Raw genomic sequence first — 22630 nt, 5'->3', positions numbered from 1 at the left:
AGTCTCAGTCGAAGCGCGCGGCGAAACTTCCCGGGGTCATCCCCGTCACGGTGCGGAAGTCCCGCACGAGGTGCGCCTCGTCGGCGTAGCCGAGTTCGGCGGCGATCGTCGCGAGGGTGCTGCCGGACTCGCGCAGACGCTCGGCCGCCTCGTGCAGACGGCGCCGCTGGATGAGCCACTTGGGCGTCAGGCCCAGACGCCGTCGGGTGAGCCGCTGCAGGCTGCGTTCGGTGACGTGGAAACGGTCGCAGATCTGCGGCACCGAGGTGACCGACGAGTCCGACTCGACGTACTCGACGATCGCGTTGATCAGCAGACCGTCGTCGTCGACCGGCAGGTGATCGCGTAGCCATGCCTCGACCAGGTCGGTCGCCTCGTGCTGACGTGTCGTGTCCTGCGGGTCGGGCATCATCGTGGCCCGCACGCGGGAGGTGAGCGTCGCGCCGGCCGGTCCGGTGACCTGTGCCAGGTCGGCGAATCGGTCGGTCCAGTCGGCCACCGCCGTTCCGGTGAGGAGGCCACCCGCGGCGGGCGCCAACATGGTGCCGATCGCCCAGCCCGACCCGGTCAGCTCGGTCTCCGACAGCCCGGTGTTCACGCCGTAGAACCGCGAATACTCGGCGGTGATCACCACGAGGCAGACCGGATACTGCAGGACCCGCTGAGGTGCCACCCGACCGGGCGGCACCGACCAGGTGGGCACCCAGAAACGCCTGATCAGATCGGTGAGGTCGGGCGACGGCGCCCAGCGGCCGATGGTGAACGACGTGTCGGCCGGGTCGACGAGATGGGCGCGTTCCACGTCGTCGGCGCGCGTACCCGCCTGATCCCCGGATCTGTCGGATTTCATCAATCCCCGTCTCGGTCGGTCTCGATAGGTTTCCATCATGACTGCTTCTTCTGACACCGATCTCGCGACCCGCTACCGCGCTCTCGCCGACGGCTTCGCGGCGGTTCTCGACGTCGTTCCGGCCGACGCGTGGGCGGCCCCGTCCCCGTGCGACGGGTGGACCGCCCGAGACGTCGTCGGCCACGTCCTCGGCACCCAACGGGAATTCTTCGCCCGCCACGACATCGATCTCGGCGACGAACCCGACCTCGACGACCCGGCCGCCGCGTGGCGCAGCCACAGCACTCGCGTGGCGCAGCTCCTGGCCGACCCCGCCGTCGGCGACAAATCGTTCGACGGTCACTTCGGACCGACCACGATCGGCGAAACCCTCATGCGCTTCTACGGTTTCGACATGATCGCGCACCGCTGGGACGTGGCGACCGCGGCGGGCGACGAGGTGCGGTTCACCGACGACGAGCTCGACGTGATGGAAACGGCCGCAGACGGTTTCGGGCCGACTCTCTACGCCGACGGCGTCTGCAAGGACGGTGTCACGGCACCCGCCGACGCCGACCGCCAGACCCGGTTGCTCGCGCGGCTGGGACGTCGCCCCCTCACCGCAGACCGTCCCTGAAAACCGCCCGACAGCCGGGCATCGTCGGCGCATCGCCGACAGCGCGTCCCAGCAGGGTTGTTTTCAGCGTGCCCTATGGGTTGTTTTCAGCGTGCCGCTACGGAATCCACCCGTTGCGCCGCGGGTACCGGGCGCGCAGGAAGCTGTACAGATAGGTACTGACCAGCAGCACCACACCGGCGATCACCGCCGGCCAGAGGAAGTCGTTGTTCAACGAGTCGCGCACGGCGACGATCACCCAACCGATCGCGAGCAGCACCAGGGCGATGGTCGCGAGCAACCGCACCACCAGCACCAGGGTGGTCAGCACCGCCCACACGGCTTCGCGTCCCCGATCCGACATGGCGTCAGGGTAACCACGATCGCCCGCGCGTCGCAGTGACACGTCGCAGTGCCGACACGGATCCTCGACGCGCGCCCTGCGGGTGGCGGACAATGGACGACATGAAAACGGTCCTCAACGTGATCTGGCTACTGCTGTGCGGAGTGTGGCTGGCCATCGGCTATGCGGTCGCGGGCATCATCTGCTGCATCCTGATCATCACCATTCCGTTCGGCATCGCGTCCTTCCGCATGGCCAACTATGCGCTGTGGCCGTTCGGCCGGACCGTTGTCCGCAAACCGACCGCCGGGGCGATGTCGCTCATCGGCAACATCATCTGGCTGGTTCTCGCCGGGATCTGGCTGGCAATCGGGCACATCGTGACCGGCATCGCCATGTGCATCACCATCATCGGTATCCCGCTGGGTATCGCCAGCTTCAAGATGGTGCCGGTGTCCCTGCTGCCGCTCGGCGCGCAGATCGTCTCCACCGACGAATACATGCCCGGCGGACCGGCCCCCGCGCCGCGCATGTGATCGACCCGGTGTGACGCAAACCGCCTGACCAGACCCATCCGATCGGGTTCCGGTTCCGAACACCGGACATGAGCGATTCCTCGTCCCGGTCGGTGGCGGTCATCGGCAGCGGTGTCTCCGGCCTGACCGCCGCACACCTACTCGCCGATCAGTTCCAGGTGACCCTGTTCGAGGCGGACGACCGCCTCGGCGGTCACGCCCACACCCATGACGTCACCATGCCCGACGGTCAGGTCCTGTCGGTCGACACCGGTTTCATCGTCCACAACGACCGCACGTACCCGACACTCCTGCGGATCTTCGACGAACTCGGCGTGGACACCCAGGACACCGACATGTCGATGTCGATCCGATCGGAGATCACCGGACTCGAGTACGCGGGCGCGCGCGGACTGAGCGGACTGTTCCCGACCGCCCGCACCCTCACCCGTGGCCGTTACCTGCGGATGCTCGCCGAGGTCGCCCGGTTCCATCGGGCGGCGCGGCGCCTGCTCGACGACCCGGATTCCGACGAGCCACTGGCCGAATTCGTCGCCCGCGAGGGCTTCTCCACCTACTTCGTCGACAACTTCCTGCTACCGCTCGTCGCGGCCGTGTGGTCGTGCGATGACGAGGTCGCCGCCGAGTATCCGGCCCGCTACCTGTTCACCTTCCTCGACCACCACGGCATGTTGTCCGTGTTCGGCTCACCCACCTGGCGGACGGTGGTCGGTGGCTCGGCACGCTACGTGGAGAAGATCGCCGACGGCGTGGTCCGGTCCGGCGGCGCGGTGCATCGCAGTGCGCCGGTTCGGTCGATCTCCGAGCGCCGCGACGGTCACGGTGTCGAGATCGTCGCCGACGGCGTCGGCACCGCACACTTCGACGCCGTCGTGGTGGCCACACATCCCCATCAGGCGTTGGCCATGCTCGACGCTTCCACGCCGGCGCAGCACCGCGCGCTCTCCGCCATTCCGTACTGCACCAAACAGGCTGTGCTGCACACAGATACCTCGTTGCTGCCGCGTGCTCGCCGTGCCTGGGCATCGTGGAACTACCAGATCCGCGACGACGGGCCCCGCGATCACCACCCCGCGAACGGGTCCGGTGTGCTGGACGGGTCCGGCGTCGCGGTCACCTACGACATGACCCGGCTGATGCGGCTACCCACCACTGAACCGCGGATGCTGGTGACCCTCGGACGCACCGACCTCGTCGACGCATCGTCGGTCATCGCCGAGATGACCTATGAGCACCCCGTCTACACCACCGAATCGGTTGCCGCCCAAGCTCTCCTACCCGACGCGGAGACCGATGCCATCCGCTTCGCGGGCGCCTACCATGGGTGGGGGTTCCACGAGGACGGTGCGTTGTCCGGTGCCCGCGCCGCCGCACGTCTCGGAGCACCCTGGCAGACACCCGCAACCCAGGTGACGGCATGACCTACACGACGCAACGGGCCAGCACGCGGGCGCCGATCGACGACCCGGCGCAGGCCACGGCCACGCACTACCCCACACCCGCAGTGGTCGCGACCCGGATCTCGCACGTTCGTACCACACCGGTCCGTCACTCGTTCGTGTATCGCAGCGCATCGTGGCTTGTCGACATCGACGACCTGCCCACACCCCCGATGCCGTTGCGTCCCTTCGCCCGCTTCGATGCGGCCGACCATTTCCCAGGCCCCGCCGAGACCGCGCAGAGCCTGCGTGATCGCCTGACCACTCACCTGACGTCCGCCGGCGGGACGGTGCCGGACGGCCGCATCATCGCGCTGCTCTCCCCGCGGGTCGCCGGCTACGTGTTCAACCCGTTGAGCGTGTTCTGGTGCCACCACCGCGACGGGACGCTCGCCTGCGTCATCGCCGAGGTGCACAACACCTATGGCCAGCGCCACACCTATGTCGTCCACCCCGACCAGCGCGGACAGGCCCAGGTGGACAAGGAGTTCTACGTCTCGCCGTTCAACGATGTCAGCGGCTCGTACCGCTTGCGGGTCCCGCCACCCACGGCCGACGGGCGGGTCGCGGTGTCGGTGACGCTCGAGCGGCCCGGACAGGGGCCGTTCATCGCGGCACTGTCGGGGCAGGCCCGCCCCGCGCGACCGACCGCCATCCTCACCACGCAACTCCGGACCCCGCTGGCCCCACTCGTCGTGGCAGCACGCATCCGCTGGCACGGAATCCGACTGTGGCTCAAGCGACTCCCCGTTGCGGGCCGACCCGGCCACGACCAGACCATCACCATCTCCCGCGGTTCAGCCGACCGGAAGGAACGACGATGAACGCCCCGATTCGCAACTTCCCCAACGACTATCCCTCCGACGAGGCCGCGCGTTGGCCCGACGTTGCGCGCGTGCCCGCGGGACCGACCGTCGGTCTGCGTGGCTCGGTGGCCGCGTGGCTGTTCCGGCATGCTTCACGGCGGGTCGACGTTCGGGTCGAATTCCCCGACGGCGCACTGTCCGGCAAGCGCAGCTCCGACGTCCAGCCCCGCATGATCATCCGCCGGCCCGACTCGTTCGCGCGCCGCGTCGGCGCCGACGGACTGATCGGATTCGGCGAGGCCTTCATGGCCGGCGACTGGACCACCGACGATCTCGTCGGCGCCCTCACCCCGTTCGCGGCGCGGATGGCACACCTGATCCCCCGCCCGCTGCAGGTGCTGCGGGCTGCGGTGTTGCCGAGCCAGCCCCGCTCCGAGGAGAACACCACCGCCAACACTCGCTCCAACATCGCGCGGCACTACGACCTCTCGAACGACCTCTTCGCCACCTTCCTCGACGAGACGATGACCTACTCGAGCGCGCTGTTCGACAACCTCGCGCCCGGGACGCGGCCGCCGTGGTCGGATCTCGCCGACGCGCAGCACCGCAAGATCGACCGCCTCCTCGACCTCGCTCGGGTCGGGCCGGGCAGCCGGGTGCTGGAGATCGGCACCGGGTGGGGTGAGCTCTGCCTGCGGGCGGCCGCACGGGGTGCCACGGTCCGCTCGGTGACCCTGTCGGTGGAGCAGCAACAGCTCGCGCGGCAGCGGGTCGCCGAGGCCGGGTTCGCCGATCGCGTCACCATCGATCTGCTCGACTACCGTCAGGTCGACGGCGAGTACGACGCCGTCGTGTCGGTCGAGATGATCGAGGCCGTCGGCGAGAAGTACTGGCCGATCTACTTCGAGACCATCGATCGGGTGCTGGCGCCCGGCGGCCGGGTGGCGATCCAGGCGATCACGATGCCGCACGACCGGATGGCCGCCTCCCGCAACACCTACACCTGGGTGCACAAATACATCTTTCCGGGCGGCCAGCTGACCTCGTTGCGTGCGCTCGACGCGGTGACCCGCCGCCATACCGACCTCCGGCTGGCCGACGTCCACGCGATGGGGCGTCATTATGCCGAGACCCTTCGGCTGTGGCGCGAGCGGTTCGTCGGCAGTCACGACCGCGTGGCCGAGCTCGGTTTCGACAGCACCTTCATGCGGATGTGGGAGTTCTACCTCGCGTACTCCGAGGCCGGATTCCGGTCCGGCTACCTCGACGTCCACCAGCTTGTCTTCACCCGCGAACCGGCGCAGCACCACCGCGCAGCCCGATGATCGACGTACATGGGTGGGCCGCCTTCGGTGTCATCACCGGAGCGTCGCTGCTGTTCCTTCTCGTTCTCCACGCCGTGACGATGGCGGTCGGTCATCGGATCGGCCGGTACAACGTCGTCGACGTGGCCTGGGGACTCGGGTTCGTCGGTATCGCCGTGCTGTCGCTGATCCTCGGCCCCGGCGACCCGGTGCGCCGCTGGCTGCTGGCCGTGTTGGTCACGGCGTGGGGGCTCCGGTTGACCTGGCACATGTACGTCAAGTCCCTCGGCAAGGGCGAGGACCCGCGCTACACCGAACTGCTGGACCGCTCGGGCGGTTCCGGTCTGGTCGTCGTCGCACGCAAGATCTTTGCCACCCAGGGCATTTCGCAGTGGTTCGTGTCGTTGCCGATCCAGGTGTCGGCGGTCGTCGGCGCCACCCACGGCTGGTGGAACATCGTGCTCGTCGCCGGCATCGCGCTGTGGATTCTGGGACTGACGTTCGAGGCGGTCGGCGATGCGCAGCTGCGCCGGTTCAAGGCCGACCCGGGCAGCAAGGGTCAGATCATGGATCGCGGGTTGTGGTCGTGGACCCGTCATCCGAACTATTTCGGCGACGCCAGCGTGTGGTGGGGACTGTGGCTGATCGCCGCGAGCGCGTGGCCGGGAGTGCTCACCATTCTCTCCCCCATCGCCATGACCTACTTCCTGGTCTACGCGACCGGAGCGAGGTTGCTCGAGGAATCCATGAGTCGCCGACCCGGCTATCCCGAGTATCAGCAGCGGACGTCGTACTTCCTGCCCCGACCGCCCCGGCAGGCAGTGCCATGACGCTCGTCGCGCCGCGGCGCGGGGCCATACCGTTGAGGCGTCAGACTTGTCCGGTTAGGCTGATCGTCGATGACGACCGAGTGCCCGCGGTGACAGCAGACTCCGCATCCGACGTGGCCGCGCTACCGGCCCTGCTCGACCGGATCGCGTCCGGCGACTCCGAGGCGTTCGCACGTTTCTACGACCTGACCAGCGACCGCGTGTATGGCATGGTGGTGCGGGTCCTGCGCGACCCCGGCTACAGCGAGGAGACCACGCAGGAAGTATTCCTGCAGGTGTGGCGGTCGGCAGGCTCGTTCGACCCGCAGGCCGGCTCGGCACTCTCGTGGCTGATCACGCTGGCACATCGCCGTGCCGTCGATCGTGTCCGGTCGGAGACCGCGGCCACCCGTCGGGACACCACCTTCGGCCTGGAGAGCATGCGCTCGACGTTCGACGAGGTCATCGAGGCCGTGGAGACCCGGGAGATCACCCGCGACGTGGTCGGCTGCCTCGAGACGCTGACCGATGTGCAACGCCAGTCGGTCGACCTCGCCTACTATCACGGCCTGACCTACCGCGAGGTCGCCGATCGCCTGTCCGTCGCGTTGCCGACGGTGAAATCCCGCATCCGCGACGGATTGAAACGACTGCGCCGATGCCTGGGAGATCGTGATGTCTGACGACGAGCTCCTCGACCTGGCACCCGCCGTCGGCCTCGACGCGATCGAGGGTGACGAACTGGCCGACGTGAACCGTGCGGTCGACGCCGCCTCGCCCGCCGTCCGCGCGGAATTCAACCGACAGGTCGCGGCGACCCGCGAGGCGATGGCGAACGTGAGCCATGCGACCGCGATGGCACCGCCGGAGACATTGCGCTCCCGGGTCCTGTCCGCCGCACGGGCCGAGGCCGACGATTCCGCGATCACCGAGAACGCCGCACCGCCGGCCGTGCCGACGATGGACGCGACCGTCACCCCGCTGCACCGACGTCGCCAGATCGTGTACCTGGCCGCCGCAGCTGTCGTCGCGATCGCGATCGGCGCCGTCGGCTGGATCATCGGCTCGTCCACGAGTTCGCAGCCCACCCAACCGCCGACTGCCGAACAGGTCTTCTCGGCGAAGGACGTCCGGACATCGTCGGGCGACGTCGCCACCGGTCATGCCACCGTCACGTACTCGGCCTCGACTGATGCCGGCGTGCTCGTGATGAACGACGTGCCCCCACCCCAGCCCGGCACCGTCTATCAGATGTGGCTCGTCGGGCCGAGCGGCGACACCTCGGCCGGCACCATGACCGACAAGGACGTCGCACCGTCGACGACCGCAGTGATCAAGGACATCGGCGACGCCACCTCGCTCGCCTTCACCGTCGAACCTCCCGGCGGCTCCACCCAGCCGACCGGCCCGTTCGTGGCGGAGCTCCCCCTGAGCTGAGAAGCGTTCTCATGCAGGTGGTCTCGCGATCTTCCGTGTTGGTCGCCGGCCAACGGCCAGCGCGCCCAACACTTTCCGGGTGATCCGGTTGACGACGAGCAGCCCTTCCGCTGATCGAGTAGACGACGAGCGCGCGAGGCGGCCCCTCCCGCTGATCGAGTAGACGACGAGCGCGCGAGGAGGCCCCTTCTGCTGATCGAGTAGTCGACGAGCGGCAGCGAGGAGGCCCCTTCTGCTGATCGAGTAGTCGACGAGCGGCAGCGAGGAGGCCCCTCCCGCTGATCGAGTAGTCGACGAGCACGCGACGAGACCCCTCCCGCTGATCGAGTAGACGACGAGCACGCGAGGAGACCCCTCCCGCTGATCGAGTAGACGACGAGCACGCGACGAGACCCCTCCCGCTGATCGAGTAGTTGACGAGCGGCAGCGAGGAGACGTATCGAGATCCCCTGCCACACAACCATTCAGCCACGACACCAACAAACCCCGACCGCCCGAAAAATTCTCTGCACCTTCCTCCACAAACCCCTTGACATCGAACGCCAGTTCGAATACCTTGGATGGCATGAGAACGTCGGGGGAACTCTCACCGCTTGTCGATACACTCCGTGACCTACCCATCGCCCACGATGAGCTGACCAAACGGTCGGCCTTCGACACGACCCAGGCACTGATCGTGATGGGCAACCTGATCGCCCACCACCTGGCGATCATGGTCGGCCACCTCGACCGCCTCGGTGTAGCGAAAGACCACGGCCGCACAATGACCGAACTCTTGATCGTGATGGGCCTGGCACCCGCGGTCGCGGCTCGCCTACAGCGCATCGCCGCCACCCGCGACACCCTGCCCACCCTGCACGCCCACGCCGCCGACGGCGCGATCTCCAGCGAACACGCCGACGCGGTGGTCAAAGGGATGGATCATATTGCCAAGAGATCAGCGGAACCGATCGACGACGCAGCGCGTCTAAGGTTTGTGACAGATCTTCTCGGACAGTTCTTCTCCGGCGCCACCCCCGCCGACATCACCAAACACGCCCGCGCGTTAGGCAACCGGGCCGCCGACGACACCGGCGGCCTGCCCGCCTCGGAAGACCGCAACCTCAACACCCTGTCCAAAGCGTTGACCAGCGACGGACGGCTCGAAGTGCACGCCGACCTCAACACCGACGTCGGCGAAAAGTTCCACGCCGCCATCGAAGAACTAGCCAAACCCCGCCCCGAACCCGACGGCTCCCCCGACGCCCGGTCCACCGAACGTCGCCAAGCCGACGCGCTAGAAACGTTGCTGGACATCGCCGCCCGCGGCGGCGATGCCGCCTCCGCACCGCGCACCCAAACCCTGATCACCGTGCCCGCCGAACGACCCGCAGACGCCGAACTCGAGTTCATGGGGTCGATCACCGAAGCCACCCTGCGCACCCTGACCTGTGACGGCACCATCACCACCATGATCGTCGACGACGAAGCCGTCCCCCTCGACATCAGCCACGACAAACGCCTGTTCCCCGCACCTCTGCGAAGAGCACTGCACCAACGCGATCGGGGCTGCATCAAATGCGGGGCACCCGCCACCCGCTGCCACGCACACCACATCAAACATTGGGCCGACGGAGGCAAAACCTACCTGGAAAACGGCTGCCTGTTCTGCCCCTCATGTCACCACGACGTCCACCACAACGGCTGGGACGTCGTCATGGGACTCGACAAACACCCCTGGCTCATCCCGCCGGCATCCGTCGACCCGCAACGCCGTCCAATCCCCGCCCACAACCGGCGCACCCTCAACCTCGACAACCTGCCCACCGCCGCCTGAACCGAAACCCGGTGACCACAACCGCCAGACCACCACCGCCGACCCCACCCGACCAACCAGCCTGACTGACCCGCCGTCGCTCTTCCGCCGATCGAGTAGGTTCCGAGCCGCTAAGGTGAGGAACCCCCTGCCGATCGAGTAGGTTCCGAGCCGCTAGGCGAGGGACCGTATCGAGATCACCCAACCCCGGTCTCGATACGCAACTCACTTCGTTCGCCGCTACTCGACCAGCAAAAGAGCGACCCACCCGACGCGCGTAAACCCACGTACCCAACGACTTCCCACGCACCCGACCCCCGGCCGGGACCGCATCTGATCCTTGAGAACTCCATAGAGTGAAACACACACGGCACCACACGGTGTCGCGTACCCGACGGCCACCCAAGCCCGGTCACCCAGACCGGACCACAGTGGTGCGCGGTACGCGACACCGGGGCCGGGGCCTGATTGTCCAGCCCCGAGTGCCGACTAGGCCGCCGACTGCACCGGCGCGTTCTTGAGCTCCCGCAACGCAGTTCGCAGTCCTCGCCGCCGACCCGTCGCCGGGTCGACCCCGAAGTGGTTCTGCATACCCTCACGCACCGCAAAGCGCAGCTCCGACGCCGTTTCCGGCGCATCGTCGGACGTCGCCTTCAGCAGTGCGTTCGGCAGCGCGAGCTTCGCGATCGTCCGGAACGACTGGTAATACTGGTTCGCCAGAGATCCCGTGGTGTAGGGCAAGTCGTACTTGTCGCACAGTTCACGGACCCGGACACCGATCTCCTCGTACCGGTAGCTCGGCAGATCGGGGAACAGATGATGTTCGATCTGGTGACTCAGGTTTCCGCTCATGAAGCGCATCAAGGGCCCGGCGCGGAAGTTGGCTGATCCCAACATCTGTCGTAGATACCAGCGGGGTTGATCCTCGTTCTCGTACTCCTCGACGGTGAACTTCTCGGCACCGTCCGGGAAATGGCCGCAGAAGATCACGCCGTACGCCCAATAGTTACGGATGATGTTGGACGTGAAATTGGCGACGATGGTGCTCTTCCAATTCGGGCCCGCGAGCGCCGGAAAGATCACGTAGTCCTTCGCCGCCTGCTTGCCGACCTTGCGTCCGATGATCCGCAGATCCTTGAGTGCCTGCCGGTACGACTTCTCCTTCTTGCGCAGCTTCTCCGTCTCCAGATGGTGTAGCGCCACACCATATTCGAAGAATGTGCCGAGCGTGAGGTTGTAGATCGGATTGCCGATGTTCCACCACTCCCACGGCTGGTCACGCGTGACGCGCAGGATGCCGTAGCCCACGTCGTCGTCCATGCCGACGATGTTCGTGTACTTGTGGTGGACGAAATTGTGGGAGTGTTTCCACTGCACGCTGGGGCATGTGGTGTCCCATTCCCACGACGACGAATGGATCTCCGGATCGTTCATCCAGTCCCACTGGCCGTGCATCACGTTGTGTCCGAGTTCCATGTTCTCGATGATCTTTGCCAGCGAGAGCATCGCGGTGCCGGCCAGCCACGCCGACTTCCGGTTGCTGAACATCAACGCGACACGGCCGCCGGCAGCCAGACTTCGCTGAATCGTGATCGCGCGCCGAATGTAGCGCGCATCCGCAGGCCCCCGGACTTCTTCGATGTCGCGGCGTATCGCGTCGAGTTCCGCCCCGAGCGCCTCGACGTCGGCGTCGGTCAGATGTGCGTATCGGTCGATATCGGTGATCGCCATATCTCCCCCTCTACAGGTCGAGTGTGCATTCTCCGGACACGCTGCTGATGCACGTCTGGATTCGTTCACCTTCGCGGTGCTCCTCGCCATTGCGCAGATCGCGCACGTATCCCTCGGCGAGGGGAACCACACAGGTCTGGCAGATGCCCATCCGGCAACCGAACGGCATCTGGATACCCAGCTTCTCGCCTGCTTCAAGAAGAGTGGTGGCGCCATCTATCTCGGCGGTCTTGTCAGACTTCGCGAACGTCACGGTGCCGCCTTCGCCCCCGACGTCGGTGCGGGCGATGGCGAACCGCTCGATGTGGAGTTGGTCGCGGAGGCCTTCCTCGGCATAGCGCGCCTCGACACTGTCGAGCATCGCAACCGGTCCGCACGCCCAGCACGACCGGTCACGCCAGTCCGGGACCTCCGCATCGAGTTGATCGATGTCGAACTTGCCCTGCTCGCGCGTCAGTTGCAACTGCAGACTGTACGACGTCAGCTCCGTGTCCATCTGCTCGAGCTCGTCGAGGAAGATGACGTTGTCGCGGGTCGGCGCCGAATGGACGTGCACGATGTCGGGCAGTGACTTGCGGGAACTCAACGACCGCAGCATCGCCATCACGGGTGTGATGCCGCTACCCGCGGTCAGGAACAGCACGCTGTCGGGCATCGGTTCGGGCAGATGAAAATCACCCTTCGGCGCGGCCAGCCGGATCACCGTTCCCGGGGTGACGCCGTCTACCAGGTGAGTGGACAGAAAACCGTCGGGATTGGCCTTCACCGTGATCGCGATGGTCTTGTCGGTCGTGTCGCCGATCGACGTCAGTGAGTACGAGCGCCAGTGCCACCGGCCACCCACCTGCAATCCGATGCCGACGTATTGGCCCGCCTTGTACGAATCCGGAAAACCCCATCCCGTCCGGATGACGACCGTCGCCGAATCCTCGGTTTCCCGCACCACCTCGACGACCCGACCGCGCAGCTCCCGAGCCGACCACAACGGGTTGATCAGGTGCAGATAGTCGTCCGGCAGCAACGGCGTGGTGGCCCGGGCAATCAGCCCGCGCACGATGTTGACCTCGGGTTTCTTCGCCTCGACACCTGCCGCCGGGCGTTTGCTCCACTTCAGTAGATCCATTCGGAACACCTCCCAGACCTTGTGCACGACTGTACACAGAAGCTAGGTCGCGAGACAGGTATCTGACAATCTCTGTTGTCGTCGATCCCAGTTGCTCAGATGTCCTCAGGTTTCGCGCAGGACGTTCCCAGATTCGCGCCGTAGCGTGAGAGCCATGACCGCAACCGGCGCGGCGCGGCGCCCCTCCTCCCTCTCACGCGCTGCGCTGGTTGCGGTCACATTTCTCGGTCTCGCGGCCCTTTTGTTCTGGGCCGCGGTGCGAACCGCTCCGGGCCAACGAGTCGACCAATGGCTCCTCGAGGTGTGCCGCACGCTCGCCCCGGTCGACGATCTGCCGCGCATCCTGCAGATCGACGTCGTGACCAGCCCGCTTCTGTGGCTGGTGGTCGCGGTCGCAGTGGTGACGTTGGTCCAGTGTCGACGGTTCCGGTCCCGCACCGATGCCCGCCATGGTGTTGCGACGACCGGGATGCTCCTGGCATTCGCGCCGCTGATGATCCTGCTCGTCCAATTCCTCCGCGATCACGTGCTGACGCGCCCGATGCTGTACCCATGGGTGGCCGAGACCGCCAACTCCGCACCCAGCGGTCATGCCGCGGCAGTCACCGCGATCGTCGTGGTGCTGGCGCTCGCAACGCCGCCGATCCTGCGGCCAGGGGTGATCGTCGTCGGCGGCACCTGGGCCGCGGTCCTCGAGTTCGGCCTGGTCGCCTCCGGCTGGCACCGGCCGAGCGACGTGATCCTGTCGACGCTGCTCGTCGCCGGGATCGGGGTGCTGCTGCCGGACCCGTGGCACTCGGCAGCACATCGCACGCCACCCCGCTGGACCCTGGCGTCACCGGTGCTGATCTCGGTCGCCACCCCGGTCATCGTCGCGATCAGCTATCCGACGATCACGCAGGTCGCGGCCGCCGGAGCCATCGCGACCGTCATGGCGGTCGCGCTGCTCCCGATCGGGTTCGGCCGTCGATCCGTCCCACGAACGGAGGCGCGTCCGCCCACGCAGCGCCCGCACCGGAGTCTCGCACCCACCACGCCCTGAGCTCAGGCAGGCCACACCACGCGTTCGAGCGGCCGACCCTCGGCGAGACGCCGGATGTTGTCGGCGATGTCGTGCACCCGGCTGACGAAGGTGTCCCGGGTGACACCGGACGTGTGTGGCGTCATCAGGAGGTTGGGGAGTTCGCCGAACGGTAGGTCGGACGGTGCGGCAGTGTCGCCGCCGGCCGGATATCGGTACCAGACGTCGACCGCCGCCCCGCCGATCGCGCCGTCACGGAGGGCCTCGTAGAGGTCCTGCTCCACGACCAGCGGGCCCCGTCCGACATTGATGAGTATGCCGTCGGGCCCGAGCTGCGCCAGTTCGGCCGCACCGATCATGCCCATCGTGCGGTCGGTCAGCGGCGCGGACACGACGACGACATCGGACTCCTTGCACAACCGGCCCAGTTCTCCGGTGTCGGCATGCCACTCCAGTCCGCCGCCATCACCGACCCGGCCCGACCCGGTGACCGCGCAGCCACGGGCACCGAGCGCACCCAGCAACTCGGCGGTCCGCCGGCCGATGTGACCGAACCCCACGTAGCCGACCATCGCGCCCCGCATCGTCGAAGGTTGGGCCAGCTGTTGCTGGTAGACCGACGACGCCCAGACCCCCTCACGCAGGGCGCAATCCTGGGTCAGCAGCCCGCGACGCAGCATGACGGCTGCAGCAAGGATGTATTCAGCGATCGAGTCCTCGTGGTGAAACGTGTTGGCCACCTGCGTGTCCGGCGCGAGTTCATCGAAGCTCACCTTGTCGGTTCCGGCGCCGCCGGTGTGCACGAGCCGCAGTCCACGGGCCGCCCGCGCCATCGCCGGGGTGACCCGGCCGCCCACATAGACGTCGGCGTCGGCCAGGTCCACCACCAGTGCGTCCTCGTCGAATCGCTGATGCCAGGACAGCTCGATGTCCGACGCCAACAACAACGAGATCAACAGTTCCCGGTGCGGCAGCAGATTGGTCTCTCCGACAACAACCTTCACGTATTCCTCCTCGCCATTCACATTCCCGCATGCGCGGCCGTTCAGCGGCGGACCAGCGCGGGGCGCTTGCTGTCGAACGACCAGTTCGGGATGAGGAACTGCATCCCGATCGCGTCGTCGCGGGCGCCGAGTCCCTCGGAACGGTAGAGCCGGTGGGCGGCGTCGACCTGGTCCATGTCGAGTTCGACACCGAGCCCGGGGCGGTCCGGCACCGTGAGATATCCGTCGACGATCTCGTAGGGATCGACGGTGAGTCGCTGGCCGTCCTGCCAGATCCAGTGGGTGTCGATGGCGGTGATGTCACCCGGCGCAGCGGCGGCGACGTGGGTGAACATCGCCAACGACACGTCGAAGTGGTTGTTGGAGTGCGATCCCCACGTCAGGCCCCATGCGTCGCAGATCTGCGCCACCCGGACCGAACCCGCCATCGTCCAGAAGTGCGGGTCGGCGAGCGGGATGTCGACGGCGTTGGTGCGGATGGTGTGACCGAGTTCCCGCCAGTCGGTGGCGATCATGTTGGTGGCCGTGGGCAGGCCGGTGGCGCGCTTGAACTCGGCCATCATCTCCCGGCCCGAGTAACGGCCCTCCGGCCCGACGGGGTCCTCGGCATAGGCGACCACATCGCGCAGGCGCCGCCCGATCCGGATCGCTTCCTCGAGCAGCCAACCGCCGTTCGGGTCGAGCGTGACCCGGGCCGTCGGAAAGCGCTCGGCGAGGGCGGTGACCACGTCGGCCTCCTCGTCGGGCGAGAGCACACCGCCCTTGAGCTTGAAATCGGCAAAACCATAACGCTTCTGCGCGGCTTCGGCCAACGCGACGACACCGTCGGCATCGAGCGCCTCCTGATGACGAAGGCGCAGCCAGTCGTCGGTCTCGTCGGCACCGTCGGCGTAGTCGAGGGTGGTCTTCGTCCGGTCGCCGACGAAGAAGAGGTAACCGAGGGCGGCGACCCGGTCGCGTTGCCGGCCCTCGCCGAGCAGCGCGGCGACCGACACCTGCAAATGCTGACCCAGTAGGTCGAGCAGCGCCGACTCGACGGCGGTCACCGCGTGGATGGTGACCCGCTGATCGAAGGTCTGGTCGCCACGGCCACCCTTGTCTCGGTCGGCGAACGTGCGGCGGATGTCGGCGAGTACGGCGTTGTGGTCGCCGATGCCGCGGCCTTCCACGATCGGACGGGCGTCCTCGAGCGTGGTGCGGATCGGTTCGCCGCCGGGCACCTCACCGACACCCTGATTGCCCTCGGAGTCGGTGAGGATCACCAGGTTGCGGGTGAAGAACGGGGCGTGGGCGCCGGAGAGGTTGAGCAGCATGCTGTCTCGGCCGGCAACCGGCACCACGCGCATCTCGGTGACCACCGGGGTCGTTGTCGTCATTGGATTTCCTTTCCGAGGTTCTGTCTGGGCTCTGCCGGCGAGTTCTGCGAGAGCCGTTGTCAGAGAAGCTGTTGACCGATGAGCAGGACCGCGCCGACACACGACATCCCGATCGACACGAACCGCAGCCGGTCCTTGTCGAGATGCCGGTTGACGAAGCGGGAGGCCACGTAGCCGAGCACGACGGCCGGGATCAGGGCCAGGAACACGCGGGCGATGTCGGGGTGCAGGTTACCGGTCGCCGCGAGCGCGCCCACCGACATGAGGCTGCCCACCAGGAAGAACGCGCTCATGTTGCTGCGCACGGCTGCGCTCTCGGCGCCCGACAGGACCAGTGCCATCGGCGGTCCGCCGATCGACGTCGCGGTGCCGAGCAGCCCCGACGCCGCGCCGGCGGTCGCGAGGTTGCGTTTCTCCGGTGCCGGCTGCCAGCCGAGGCCGGCGAGCACGACGCCACCGAGCACGACCGCCGCCAACAGCAGCGACAGTCCTCGCGTCGGTAGCCACACCAGCAGCAGTGCACCGGCGATGGTCCCGGGAATCCGGCCGATCAACGCCCAGCCGGTACCACGCAGGTCGAGACTCTCCCGTTCGCGGATCACCACCATCAGCGTGACGACGGTTGCGGCCATGATCAGGGTGCCCGGCAGCAGCGAGGGCTCGATGAGCGCCACGACGGGAGCGGCGAGCATCCCCATGCCGAAACCGATCGACGCCTGCATGCACGAGGCGATGCAGACGGCGACGGCGATGACGGCGAATGCCACGACGCTCACGCTCGAATGCTCACGCGACCGCGGGCATGCCGAGCCCGACGCGACCTCGCGGGTGATAGCACTCGGCGATGTGTCCGGCCTCGGCGTGATCGGTCACCGTCGGCGGGACCGCGGTCGCGCAGAGGTCGGTGGCGTGCGCGCAGCGGGTGCGGAATCGGCAGCCCGACGGCGGGTTGAGCGGCGACGGCACCTCCCCGCTGAGCAGGATGCGCTCGCGGCGTGTGGCCGGGTCCAGCGTGGGCGCCGCCGACATCAGTGCCTCGGTGTAGGGATGTGCGGGATTGTCGAACACGGATTCGGTGCAACCGGTTTCGACGATCCGGCCGAGGTACATGACAGCGACCCGGTCGGCGACGTGGCGCACCACTGACAGGTCGTGCGAGATGAAGATGTAGGAGATGCCGAGTTCCTGCTGCAGCTCGTTGAGCAGGTTGAGTACCTGTGCCTGCACCGACAGGTCGAGCGCGGAGACCGGCTCGTCGCAGATGATGACCTCGGGGTTGAGCGCCAACGCGCGGGCGATGCCGAGTCGCTGGCGCTGGCCGCCGGAGAACTCCTGCGGGCTGCGGTGCTCGTCGCTGGGCCGCAGACCGACGAGATGCAACAGTTCCCGGACGCGGGCGGCGCGGTCCCGTTTGCGCGGGTACAGGTCCCGGTGGGTGCGCCAGGGCTCGGCGATGATCTCCGCGGCGTTCATCCGATTGTTCAGTGACGCATACGGATCCTGGAACACCATCTGCACCTTGCGGCGCAACGCCATCAGATCCTTGCCCTTGAGACGGAAGGGGTCGGTGCCGTCCCAGCGCACGGTGCCGTTGTCCGGGCGTTCGAGCATCATCAGGGTGCGGGCGAGAGTGGACTTGCCGCAACCGGATTCGCCGACGAGCCCGAGGGTTTCGCCGCGACGCAGGTCGAGGTCGATGCCGTCGAGGGCGCGCAGTTGTGTGCGGCCCGACTTGCCGGGCACGGTGAACGTCTTGCCGACGCCGCGGACCTCGAGGACCTGGGGTTCGGTGCTCGCGGACCCCGGTGCATCGGTCAGTGTTGCCTCAGACATTGCTGGTCTCCTCGGAGAAGTGGCAGGCGGCCTTGCGGCCGTCGCCGACGGAGGTCAGTTCCGGACGCTGCTCGACGCAGAGCGCTCGTGCGAGCGGGCACCGCGCCTGATAGACACAGCCGGACGGAATGGAATGCAGGTCGGGTGGGGTGCCGCCGATCGACTTGAGGTCGGACCCGCGCACGGCGCTGACCGGCACCGAGTCCAGCAGGCCCTTGGTGTAGGGATGCTTCGGATTCCCGAACACCTCGGCGACCGGTCCGGTCTCGACGACGTTGCCGGCGTACATGATCGCGACACGATCGGCCTGCTCGGCGACGAGAGCGAGGTCGTGGGTGATGAGTACGACGGCCATGTCGTGCTCGGCGCGAAGGCGCTGCAGCAGCGCCATGATCTGCGCCTGCACCGTCACGTCGAGCGCGGTGGTCGGCTCGTCGGCGAGCAGCACCTTCGGGCTCAACGCCACGGCCATCGCGATCAGCAGGCGCTGGCGCATGCCGCCGGAGAACTGGTGCGGATAGGAGTCGATGCGCGCCTCCGGCTCGGGGATGCCGACGTGGCGCATCAATTCGATGGCCTCGGCCCGCGCCTGCTTCCGCGACATCTTGCGATGAATACGGAACGGCTCGGCCAGCTGTGTGCCGACCGGGTACACCGGGTTGAGCGCGGTGAGCGCGTCCTGGAACACGATGGCCAGTTCGGTGCCGGCCAACTGCCGGCGTACCGAATCCTTGGCGGTCACCAGGTCGACGTCGTCGAGGGTGATCGAACCCTCGGAGATGTCGGCGATCGGGTCGAGCAGACCGACCAGCGCCTGCGCCGTCATCGACTTGCCGCATCCGGATTCGCCGAGCAGGGCGAGGGTTTCGCCGCGGCGGGCGACGAACGACACGTGGTCGACGGCGCGGACGGTGCCGGTGGGGGTCCGCAGGTCGACGGTCAGATCGGAGACGTCGAGTGCGACACGGTCATCGGCTCGGGCATCGGGCCGGTCGAGAATGGGAGCGCTCATCGCACAGCCTTTCGTGACGAGAAGAGGTTCCGGCGGGCCTTGGGTGTGGTCAGGCGCCACCGCTGGCCGGGGTCGGTCGCGATGCGGGCCCATGCGGCCAGGATCGTCGCCGACACTGTCGTGATGACGATCGCGACACCGGGGAAGAACGACAGCCACCAGGCGGTCTGCAGGTAGGAACGGCCTTGCGAGACCATCAGGCCCCAGCTGATCTCCGGCGGCTGGATACCGATGCCCAGGAACGACAGTGACGATTCGGCCAGCATGACGTAGCAGAAGTCGAGCGTGGCGACGGTCAGCAGCGTCGGCAACAGGATGGGTAGGACGTGTCCGCGCACGATCTGCCCGCTACTCGCGCCGAAAGTCCTTGCCGCATCCACGAACACCCGACTCTGCAACTCTGCCGATTCCGCTCGGGCGGTACGGAGATAGATAGGGATGCGGGTGATCGCCAAGACGGCCACGATGTTCGCGGCACTCGGGGAGAACACGAACAGCACGACGACTGCGAGCAGCAGTGACGGGAAACTCATGATGATGTCGGCGATGCGCATCGCGGTGGTCTCCCGCCACCCGCGGTGATAGCCGGCCCACATGCCGATGGCCGAGCCGATGACGCAGGAGATGATCACCGCGGGTACCGAGACCAGCAGAGTGGTCTGGCAGGCCACGATCAGTCGGGCGAGCATGCTGCGGCCGAGCGGGTCGGTGCCGAGGATGTTCATCCAGCCGGTGTCGATACTGAACGGCGGCAGGTTGGATTCGTCGAGGTTCTGGTCGGTGGCGGCGTTGCCGACCAGCCACGGGCCGAAGGCGGCGACCAGCAGGATGACGAACAGGATGGCTGCGGCGACGGTGGCGAACTTGTCGCGCAACAGCAGTCGCCACAGCGGCATCTGCCCGGAGGGCACCTTCCGGGTGGCGACCGAGTCGCCCATCGGGTCGGTCGATGCGACGGGACTGGTGGTGTCGAGGGGTTCGGTGACTATGGACATGGTGTGCTCCTTCGGTTCCCGGTCCCCTAGACCGTTGCCTTGTCGCGAACTCGCGGATCGAGCAGGGCCAGTACCGCGTCGATCGCGATGTTGAGGATGAAGATGCTGACGGCGGTCAGCAGGACGGCCGCCTGCAGGACGGCGAAGTCGCGTTGCAGGATCGAGTCGATCATCAGCTTGCCGATACCGGGCCAGCCGAAGATCGCTTCCACCACCACCGCGCCGTTGATGAGTCCGACGGCGAGGTCGCCGGCGACGGTCAGCGCCGGAGCGGCGGCGTTACGCAGCGCATGGTGGGTGACCACCCGCAGATCGCCGGCTCCCTTGCTGCGCGCCACCTTCACGTAGGGCGCCGACAACGCCGACACCATCGCCCCGCGCACCACCTGGGTGAGGACGCCGAGTGGCCGGATCATCAGCGTCGCGATCGGCAACACCCAGGCCAGCACACCACCGGTGCCCGAGGTGGGCAGCCAGCCGAGCACGACGGCGAAGATCCAGATGCCGGTGATGGCGAACCAGAAGTCGGGGACGCTGGCCGCGGTCATAGAGAGCAGGCTGGAGAATCGGTCGGCGAGCGAGTTGGGCCGGTAGGCGGCCCAACAGCCGATGATGACCGCACCGAGGATCGACAGCAGCAAGGTGAAGAAGGCCAGCTGCAGGGTGGCCGGGAAGGCCTTGAGCGCCATGCCCGCCGCTTCCTGCCCGGTCTTGAGCGACTCGCCGAAGTCGAGGTGGATGACGCCCGACAGGTAGTCGAACATCTGCTGCCAGATCGGCTTGTCGAGTCCGTGGGCCGCGGCGAACTCAGCCCGCTGGTCAGGGGTCGCCGAGACCGGTAGGTAGAGGTTGGTGGGATCGCCGGTGAGTCGGGCCATGAAGAACACGCCGAACAGGACGATGATCAACGGGATCAGGCTGGTGATCATCCGGCGCCGGAGGAAGGTGAGCATCGGTCGTCGCCTCGGTTTCAGTCGTTACGGGGTTGGGCGTGGGTCATGTCGGCGAGGTGCATCTCGTCACCGGTGGCCGAATTGGGTTGGTAGGAAACCTTGTTCGACTTGGCGAGCACGGCTTCCATGTGTGCGATGTAGGCGTACTGGCGGATCTTGGTCGGCTCATCGGCGAGCACCTGCGCCAGCGCATTCTGTCGCGCGTCGCCGGTCAGGGCTTCGGCCGCGGTGATCTCCTTGTCGTATGCCGCTGTGCCGTAGGTGCTCTGGTAACCGTCGGACAGCATGTACTGATCGAGGGTGAACTGGGTGTCACCGGCCTGGTTGCCGTGCTGCACCATCAGCAGCACCGGACCGGAACCGGGCACGAACGGCCTTGTCTGATACTGCATCTGACCCGAGGTGTCCATCATCTCGATCTTGACGTCGAGCCCGATCTTGCTGAGCGAGTACTGGATCGCCTCGATCGTCTCGTTGATCTTGGGGAACTGGCCGGTGCGGCCGATGAGTCGGATGGTGCGGTTGACGGGCACACCGTCGGCGCGGGCCTCGTCGATCAGCTTCTTGGCCTTGGTCAGGTCGTACGGTGTCGGGGTGAGCTGATCGTTGTAGCCGACGATGCCCTTGCCGACGAGTTCCGCGGCGGGTTTGCCGAGGCCCTGGAAGAGCGCCTTGACGATGCCGGCCCGGTTGATGGAGTAGTCGATGGCCTCACGGACCCGGTAGTCGTCGAGCGGGGCGTCGGTGGCCTGCATGCGCAGCGCCGTCGTCTCGTTGTTGACGTACGCGATGCCGAGGTCGCCGGCACCGTCTTCGGGTCCGAGCGACGTCGCCAGATCGGCTTCGTCGTTGGCGACCATCGCGGCGCGCACACTGCCTTCGGCGCGCCACTGATAGACGGCGCGGGTGTAGGCCGGCTTCGGGCCGTGATAGTCGGGATTGGCCTTGAGCGCGATCCGCTGGCCGGAGTCCCAGAAGTCGACCATGTACGGCCCGGTACCGATGGGCTCACGCACCTTGGCGTTCGCGTCGGTGGTGTGCGGGACCATCTCGATGAAGGAGACGCGCAGCGGCAGGATCGGGTCCGGCGCCTCGGTGCGCATCTGGACGGTGTGGTCGTCCAGCGCGGTGACGTCGATCGTGCTGTCGTCGAAGACGTAGCCGTTGACGTCGCAGCCGATCGCCCCGTTGAAGGTGCGCTTGATGGAGAACGCGGCGTCGGCGGCGGTGAAGGGCGCGCCGTTGGAGAAGGTGACGCCCGATACGGTGGTGAACTGCCAGACGTTCGGCTCCACCTGGCGCCACGAGCTCGCCAGCAGCGGCTTCAGGTCGCCGGTGGTGGGGTCGCGTTCGATGAGCGGCTCGGTGATGTTCGAGCGGACGACGACGCCGGTGGCGGTCAGGGACGCGTCGCACGGCTCCAGGGTGGGCGGCTCCTGCGGGAGAACGATGCGGAGGGTGTCGGGGCTTGCGCTCTCGCTCGAGGTGGTGTTGGCGACGCTGCAGCCGCTGACGGCCAGCATCGCCGCCGCGGAGACTGCCAGCGCGCCGGCAATCCGGCGGCGCGGGGATCGCAGAGATGCGATCTGCATGGGGACCTCCGATGAGAAGACTGCGAGTGATTCACTGCGTGTGAACCGAGGGGGGCGGTACCGCCGCTTGTGACGG

22 protein-coding genes are annotated in these 22630 nt (G+C 67.1%); 10 read left to right on the top strand and 12 right to left on the bottom strand.

What is annotated here, in order from left to right; translation table 11 throughout:
• Positions 1-4: 4 nt before the first annotated feature.
• Positions 5-850 (bottom strand): helix-turn-helix domain-containing protein, encoded by an 846-nt coding sequence (locus tag AC4AMJ_RS26495; RefSeq protein ID WP_489915877.1) that lies wholly within the window; start codon positions 848-850, stop codon positions 5-7.
• A gap of 37 nt (positions 851-887) precedes the next feature.
• Between AC4AMJ_RS26495 and AC4AMJ_RS26490 the strand changes: the two genes are divergently transcribed.
• A complete protein-coding gene (locus tag AC4AMJ_RS26490; protein ID WP_489915875.1) occupies positions 888-1466 on the top strand; it encodes a TIGR03086 family metal-binding protein in 579 nt (192 codons plus the stop codon).
• Between the two features lie 97 nt (positions 1467-1563).
• On the opposite strand, the gene AC4AMJ_RS26485 is transcribed toward AC4AMJ_RS26490, so the two are convergent.
• Positions 1564-1809, bottom strand: coding sequence for a hypothetical protein (locus AC4AMJ_RS26485; protein ID WP_489915873.1), 246 nt, complete (start codon positions 1807-1809; stop codon positions 1564-1566).
• A 101-nt stretch (positions 1810-1910) separates the two neighbouring features.
• Here AC4AMJ_RS26485 and AC4AMJ_RS26480 point away from each other — a divergent pair, with 101 nt between their 5' ends.
• The 8 genes from AC4AMJ_RS26480 (at position 1911) to AC4AMJ_RS26445 (ending at position 9935) form a co-directional block, all read left to right on the top strand.
• On the top strand, positions 1911-2324 hold the full coding sequence (locus AC4AMJ_RS26480) for a YccF domain-containing protein (protein ID WP_489898205.1): 414 nt from the start codon (positions 1911-1913) through the stop codon (positions 2322-2324).
• Positions 2325-2392: 68 nt separating this feature from the next.
• Entirely contained in the window at positions 2393-3745 is a 1353-nt protein-coding gene (locus AC4AMJ_RS26475) for an NAD(P)/FAD-dependent oxidoreductase (protein ID WP_489915871.1), read from the top strand.
• Complete coding sequence (locus tag AC4AMJ_RS26470) at positions 3742-4587, top strand: DUF1365 domain-containing protein (protein WP_489915869.1); 846 nt, start codon at positions 3742-3744, stop codon at positions 4585-4587. The genes AC4AMJ_RS26475 and AC4AMJ_RS26470 overlap by 4 nt, the downstream gene beginning before the upstream one ends.
• On the top strand, positions 4584-5894 hold the full coding sequence (locus AC4AMJ_RS26465) for a class I SAM-dependent methyltransferase (RefSeq protein ID WP_489915867.1): 1311 nt from the start codon (positions 4584-4586) through the stop codon (positions 5892-5894). Before AC4AMJ_RS26470 ends, AC4AMJ_RS26465 begins: the two co-directional genes overlap by 4 nt.
• Positions 5891-6703, top strand: coding sequence for a DUF1295 domain-containing protein (locus AC4AMJ_RS26460; protein ID WP_489915865.1), 813 nt, complete (start codon positions 5891-5893; stop codon positions 6701-6703). Before AC4AMJ_RS26465 ends, AC4AMJ_RS26460 begins: the two co-directional genes overlap by 4 nt.
• 89 nt (positions 6704-6792) lie before the next feature.
• Complete coding sequence (sigK, locus tag AC4AMJ_RS26455) at positions 6793-7365, top strand: ECF RNA polymerase sigma factor SigK (RefSeq protein ID WP_489898210.1); 573 nt, start codon at positions 6793-6795, stop codon at positions 7363-7365.
• Positions 7358-8119: an anti-sigma factor gene (locus AC4AMJ_RS26450; RefSeq protein WP_489898211.1), complete on the top strand. Its 762-nt coding sequence runs from the start codon at positions 7358-7360 to the stop codon at positions 8117-8119. The genes sigK and AC4AMJ_RS26450 overlap by 8 nt, the downstream gene beginning before the upstream one ends.
• Positions 8120-8684: 565 nt before the next feature.
• Positions 8685-9935 (top strand): HNH endonuclease, encoded by a 1251-nt coding sequence (locus AC4AMJ_RS26445; protein WP_489915863.1) that lies wholly within the window; start codon positions 8685-8687, stop codon positions 9933-9935.
• 468 nt (positions 9936-10403) lie between these two features.
• On the opposite strand, the gene AC4AMJ_RS26440 is transcribed toward AC4AMJ_RS26445, so the two are convergent.
• Together AC4AMJ_RS26440 and AC4AMJ_RS26435 are read right to left on the bottom strand one after the other, a co-directional pair.
• The gene (locus AC4AMJ_RS26440) at positions 10404-11645 is read right to left on the bottom strand and encodes a fatty acid desaturase family protein (RefSeq protein ID WP_489898213.1); all 1242 of its coding nucleotides are present in this window, start codon (positions 11643-11645) and stop codon (positions 10404-10406) included.
• A gap of 10 nt (positions 11646-11655) precedes the next feature.
• Complete coding sequence (locus AC4AMJ_RS26435) at positions 11656-12768, bottom strand: ferredoxin reductase (protein WP_489898214.1); 1113 nt, start codon at positions 12766-12768, stop codon at positions 11656-11658.
• A 154-nt stretch (positions 12769-12922) separates the two neighbouring features.
• On the opposite strand from AC4AMJ_RS26435, the gene AC4AMJ_RS26430 reads away from it, so the two are divergent.
• Complete coding sequence (locus tag AC4AMJ_RS26430; RefSeq protein WP_489915861.1) at positions 12923-13810, top strand: phosphatase PAP2 family protein; 888 nt, start codon at positions 12923-12925, stop codon at positions 13808-13810.
• A 2-nt stretch (positions 13811-13812) separates the two neighbouring features.
• Here AC4AMJ_RS26430 and AC4AMJ_RS26425 read toward each other — a convergent pair whose 3' ends face one another.
• The 8 genes from AC4AMJ_RS26425 to AC4AMJ_RS26390 are packed head-to-tail and all read right to left on the bottom strand — an operon-like array spanning position 13813 to position 22554.
• Entirely contained in the window at positions 13813-14793 is a 981-nt protein-coding gene (locus tag AC4AMJ_RS26425; RefSeq protein WP_489915859.1) for a 2-hydroxyacid dehydrogenase, read from the bottom strand.
• Positions 14794-14834: 41 nt separating this feature from the next.
• Complete coding sequence (locus tag AC4AMJ_RS26420; RefSeq protein WP_489915857.1) at positions 14835-16169, bottom strand: enolase C-terminal domain-like protein; 1335 nt, start codon at positions 16167-16169, stop codon at positions 14835-14837.
• A 59-nt stretch (positions 16170-16228) separates the two neighbouring features.
• A complete protein-coding gene (locus AC4AMJ_RS26415) occupies positions 16229-16945 on the bottom strand; it encodes a sulfite exporter TauE/SafE family protein (RefSeq protein ID WP_489915855.1) in 717 nt (238 codons plus the stop codon).
• 10 nt (positions 16946-16955) lie between these two features.
• Positions 16956-18002, bottom strand: a complete 1047-nt coding sequence (locus tag AC4AMJ_RS26410; protein WP_489915853.1) for an ABC transporter ATP-binding protein — start codon at positions 18000-18002, stop codon at positions 16956-16958.
• On the bottom strand, positions 17995-19014 hold the full coding sequence (locus tag AC4AMJ_RS26405) for an ABC transporter ATP-binding protein (RefSeq protein ID WP_489915851.1): 1020 nt from the start codon (positions 19012-19014) through the stop codon (positions 17995-17997). The genes AC4AMJ_RS26410 and AC4AMJ_RS26405 overlap by 8 nt, the downstream gene beginning before the upstream one ends.
• Positions 19011-20009, bottom strand: a complete 999-nt coding sequence (locus AC4AMJ_RS26400; RefSeq protein WP_489898221.1) for an ABC transporter permease — start codon at positions 20007-20009, stop codon at positions 19011-19013. The genes AC4AMJ_RS26405 and AC4AMJ_RS26400 overlap by 4 nt, the downstream gene beginning before the upstream one ends.
• A gap of 26 nt (positions 20010-20035) precedes the next feature.
• Positions 20036-20962, bottom strand: coding sequence for an ABC transporter permease (locus tag AC4AMJ_RS26395; protein ID WP_489898222.1), 927 nt, complete (start codon positions 20960-20962; stop codon positions 20036-20038).
• A 17-nt stretch (positions 20963-20979) separates the two neighbouring features.
• Positions 20980-22554 carry an ABC transporter substrate-binding protein gene (locus tag AC4AMJ_RS26390; RefSeq protein ID WP_489898223.1) on the bottom strand — a complete coding sequence of 525 codons (1575 nt, stop codon included), beginning with the start codon at positions 22552-22554 and terminating at the stop codon, positions 20980-20982.
• Between the last annotated feature and the right edge of the window lie 76 nt (positions 22555-22630).

It is taken from the genome of Gordonia sp. LMA484, assembly GCF_058129505.1.
The sequence above is the reverse complement of the archived record's forward strand: the minus strand, read 5'-3'. Positions and strand labels throughout refer to the sequence as shown.

Bases quoted from the DNA above. Each gene is read 5' to 3' on its own strand.
- AC4AMJ_RS26495 (WP_489915877.1), bottom strand. From the start codon at position 850: ATGAAATCCGACAGATCCGGGGATCAGGCGGGTACGCGCGCCGACGAC.
- AC4AMJ_RS26490 (WP_489915875.1), top strand. From the start codon at position 888: ATGACTGCTTCTTCTGACACCGATCTCGCGACCCGCTACCGCGCTCTC.
- AC4AMJ_RS26485 (WP_489915873.1), bottom strand. From the start codon at position 1,809: ATGTCGGATCGGGGACGCGAAGCCGTGTGGGCGGTGCTGACCACCCTG.
- AC4AMJ_RS26480 (WP_489898205.1), top strand. From the start codon at position 1,911: ATGAAAACGGTCCTCAACGTGATCTGGCTACTGCTGTGCGGAGTGTGG.
- AC4AMJ_RS26475 (WP_489915871.1), top strand. From the start codon at position 2,393: ATGAGCGATTCCTCGTCCCGGTCGGTGGCGGTCATCGGCAGCGGTGTC.
- AC4AMJ_RS26470 (WP_489915869.1), top strand. From the start codon at position 3,742: ATGACCTACACGACGCAACGGGCCAGCACGCGGGCGCCGATCGACGAC.
- AC4AMJ_RS26465 (WP_489915867.1), top strand. From the start codon at position 4,584: ATGAACGCCCCGATTCGCAACTTCCCCAACGACTATCCCTCCGACGAG.
- AC4AMJ_RS26460 (WP_489915865.1), top strand. From the start codon at position 5,891: ATGATCGACGTACATGGGTGGGCCGCCTTCGGTGTCATCACCGGAGCG.
- AC4AMJ_RS26450 (WP_489898211.1), top strand. From the start codon at position 7,358: ATGTCTGACGACGAGCTCCTCGACCTGGCACCCGCCGTCGGCCTCGAC.
- AC4AMJ_RS26445 (WP_489915863.1), top strand. From the start codon at position 8,685: ATGAGAACGTCGGGGGAACTCTCACCGCTTGTCGATACACTCCGTGAC.
- AC4AMJ_RS26440 (WP_489898213.1), bottom strand. From the start codon at position 11,645: ATGGCGATCACCGATATCGACCGATACGCACATCTGACCGACGCCGAC.
- AC4AMJ_RS26435 (WP_489898214.1), bottom strand. From the start codon at position 12,768: ATGGATCTACTGAAGTGGAGCAAACGCCCGGCGGCAGGTGTCGAGGCG.
- AC4AMJ_RS26430 (WP_489915861.1), top strand. From the start codon at position 12,923: ATGACCGCAACCGGCGCGGCGCGGCGCCCCTCCTCCCTCTCACGCGCT.
- AC4AMJ_RS26420 (WP_489915857.1), bottom strand. From the start codon at position 16,169: ATGACGACAACGACCCCGGTGGTCACCGAGATGCGCGTGGTGCCGGTT.
- AC4AMJ_RS26410 (WP_489915853.1), bottom strand. From the start codon at position 18,002: ATGTCTGAGGCAACACTGACCGATGCACCGGGGTCCGCGAGCACCGAA.
- AC4AMJ_RS26405 (WP_489915851.1), bottom strand. From the start codon at position 19,014: ATGAGCGCTCCCATTCTCGACCGGCCCGATGCCCGAGCCGATGACCGT.
- AC4AMJ_RS26400 (WP_489898221.1), bottom strand. From the start codon at position 20,009: ATGTCCATAGTCACCGAACCCCTCGACACCACCAGTCCCGTCGCATCG.
- AC4AMJ_RS26395 (WP_489898222.1), bottom strand. From the start codon at position 20,962: ATGCTCACCTTCCTCCGGCGCCGGATGATCACCAGCCTGATCCCGTTG.
- AC4AMJ_RS26390 (WP_489898223.1), bottom strand. From the start codon at position 22,554: ATGCAGATCGCATCTCTGCGATCCCCGCGCCGCCGGATTGCCGGCGCG.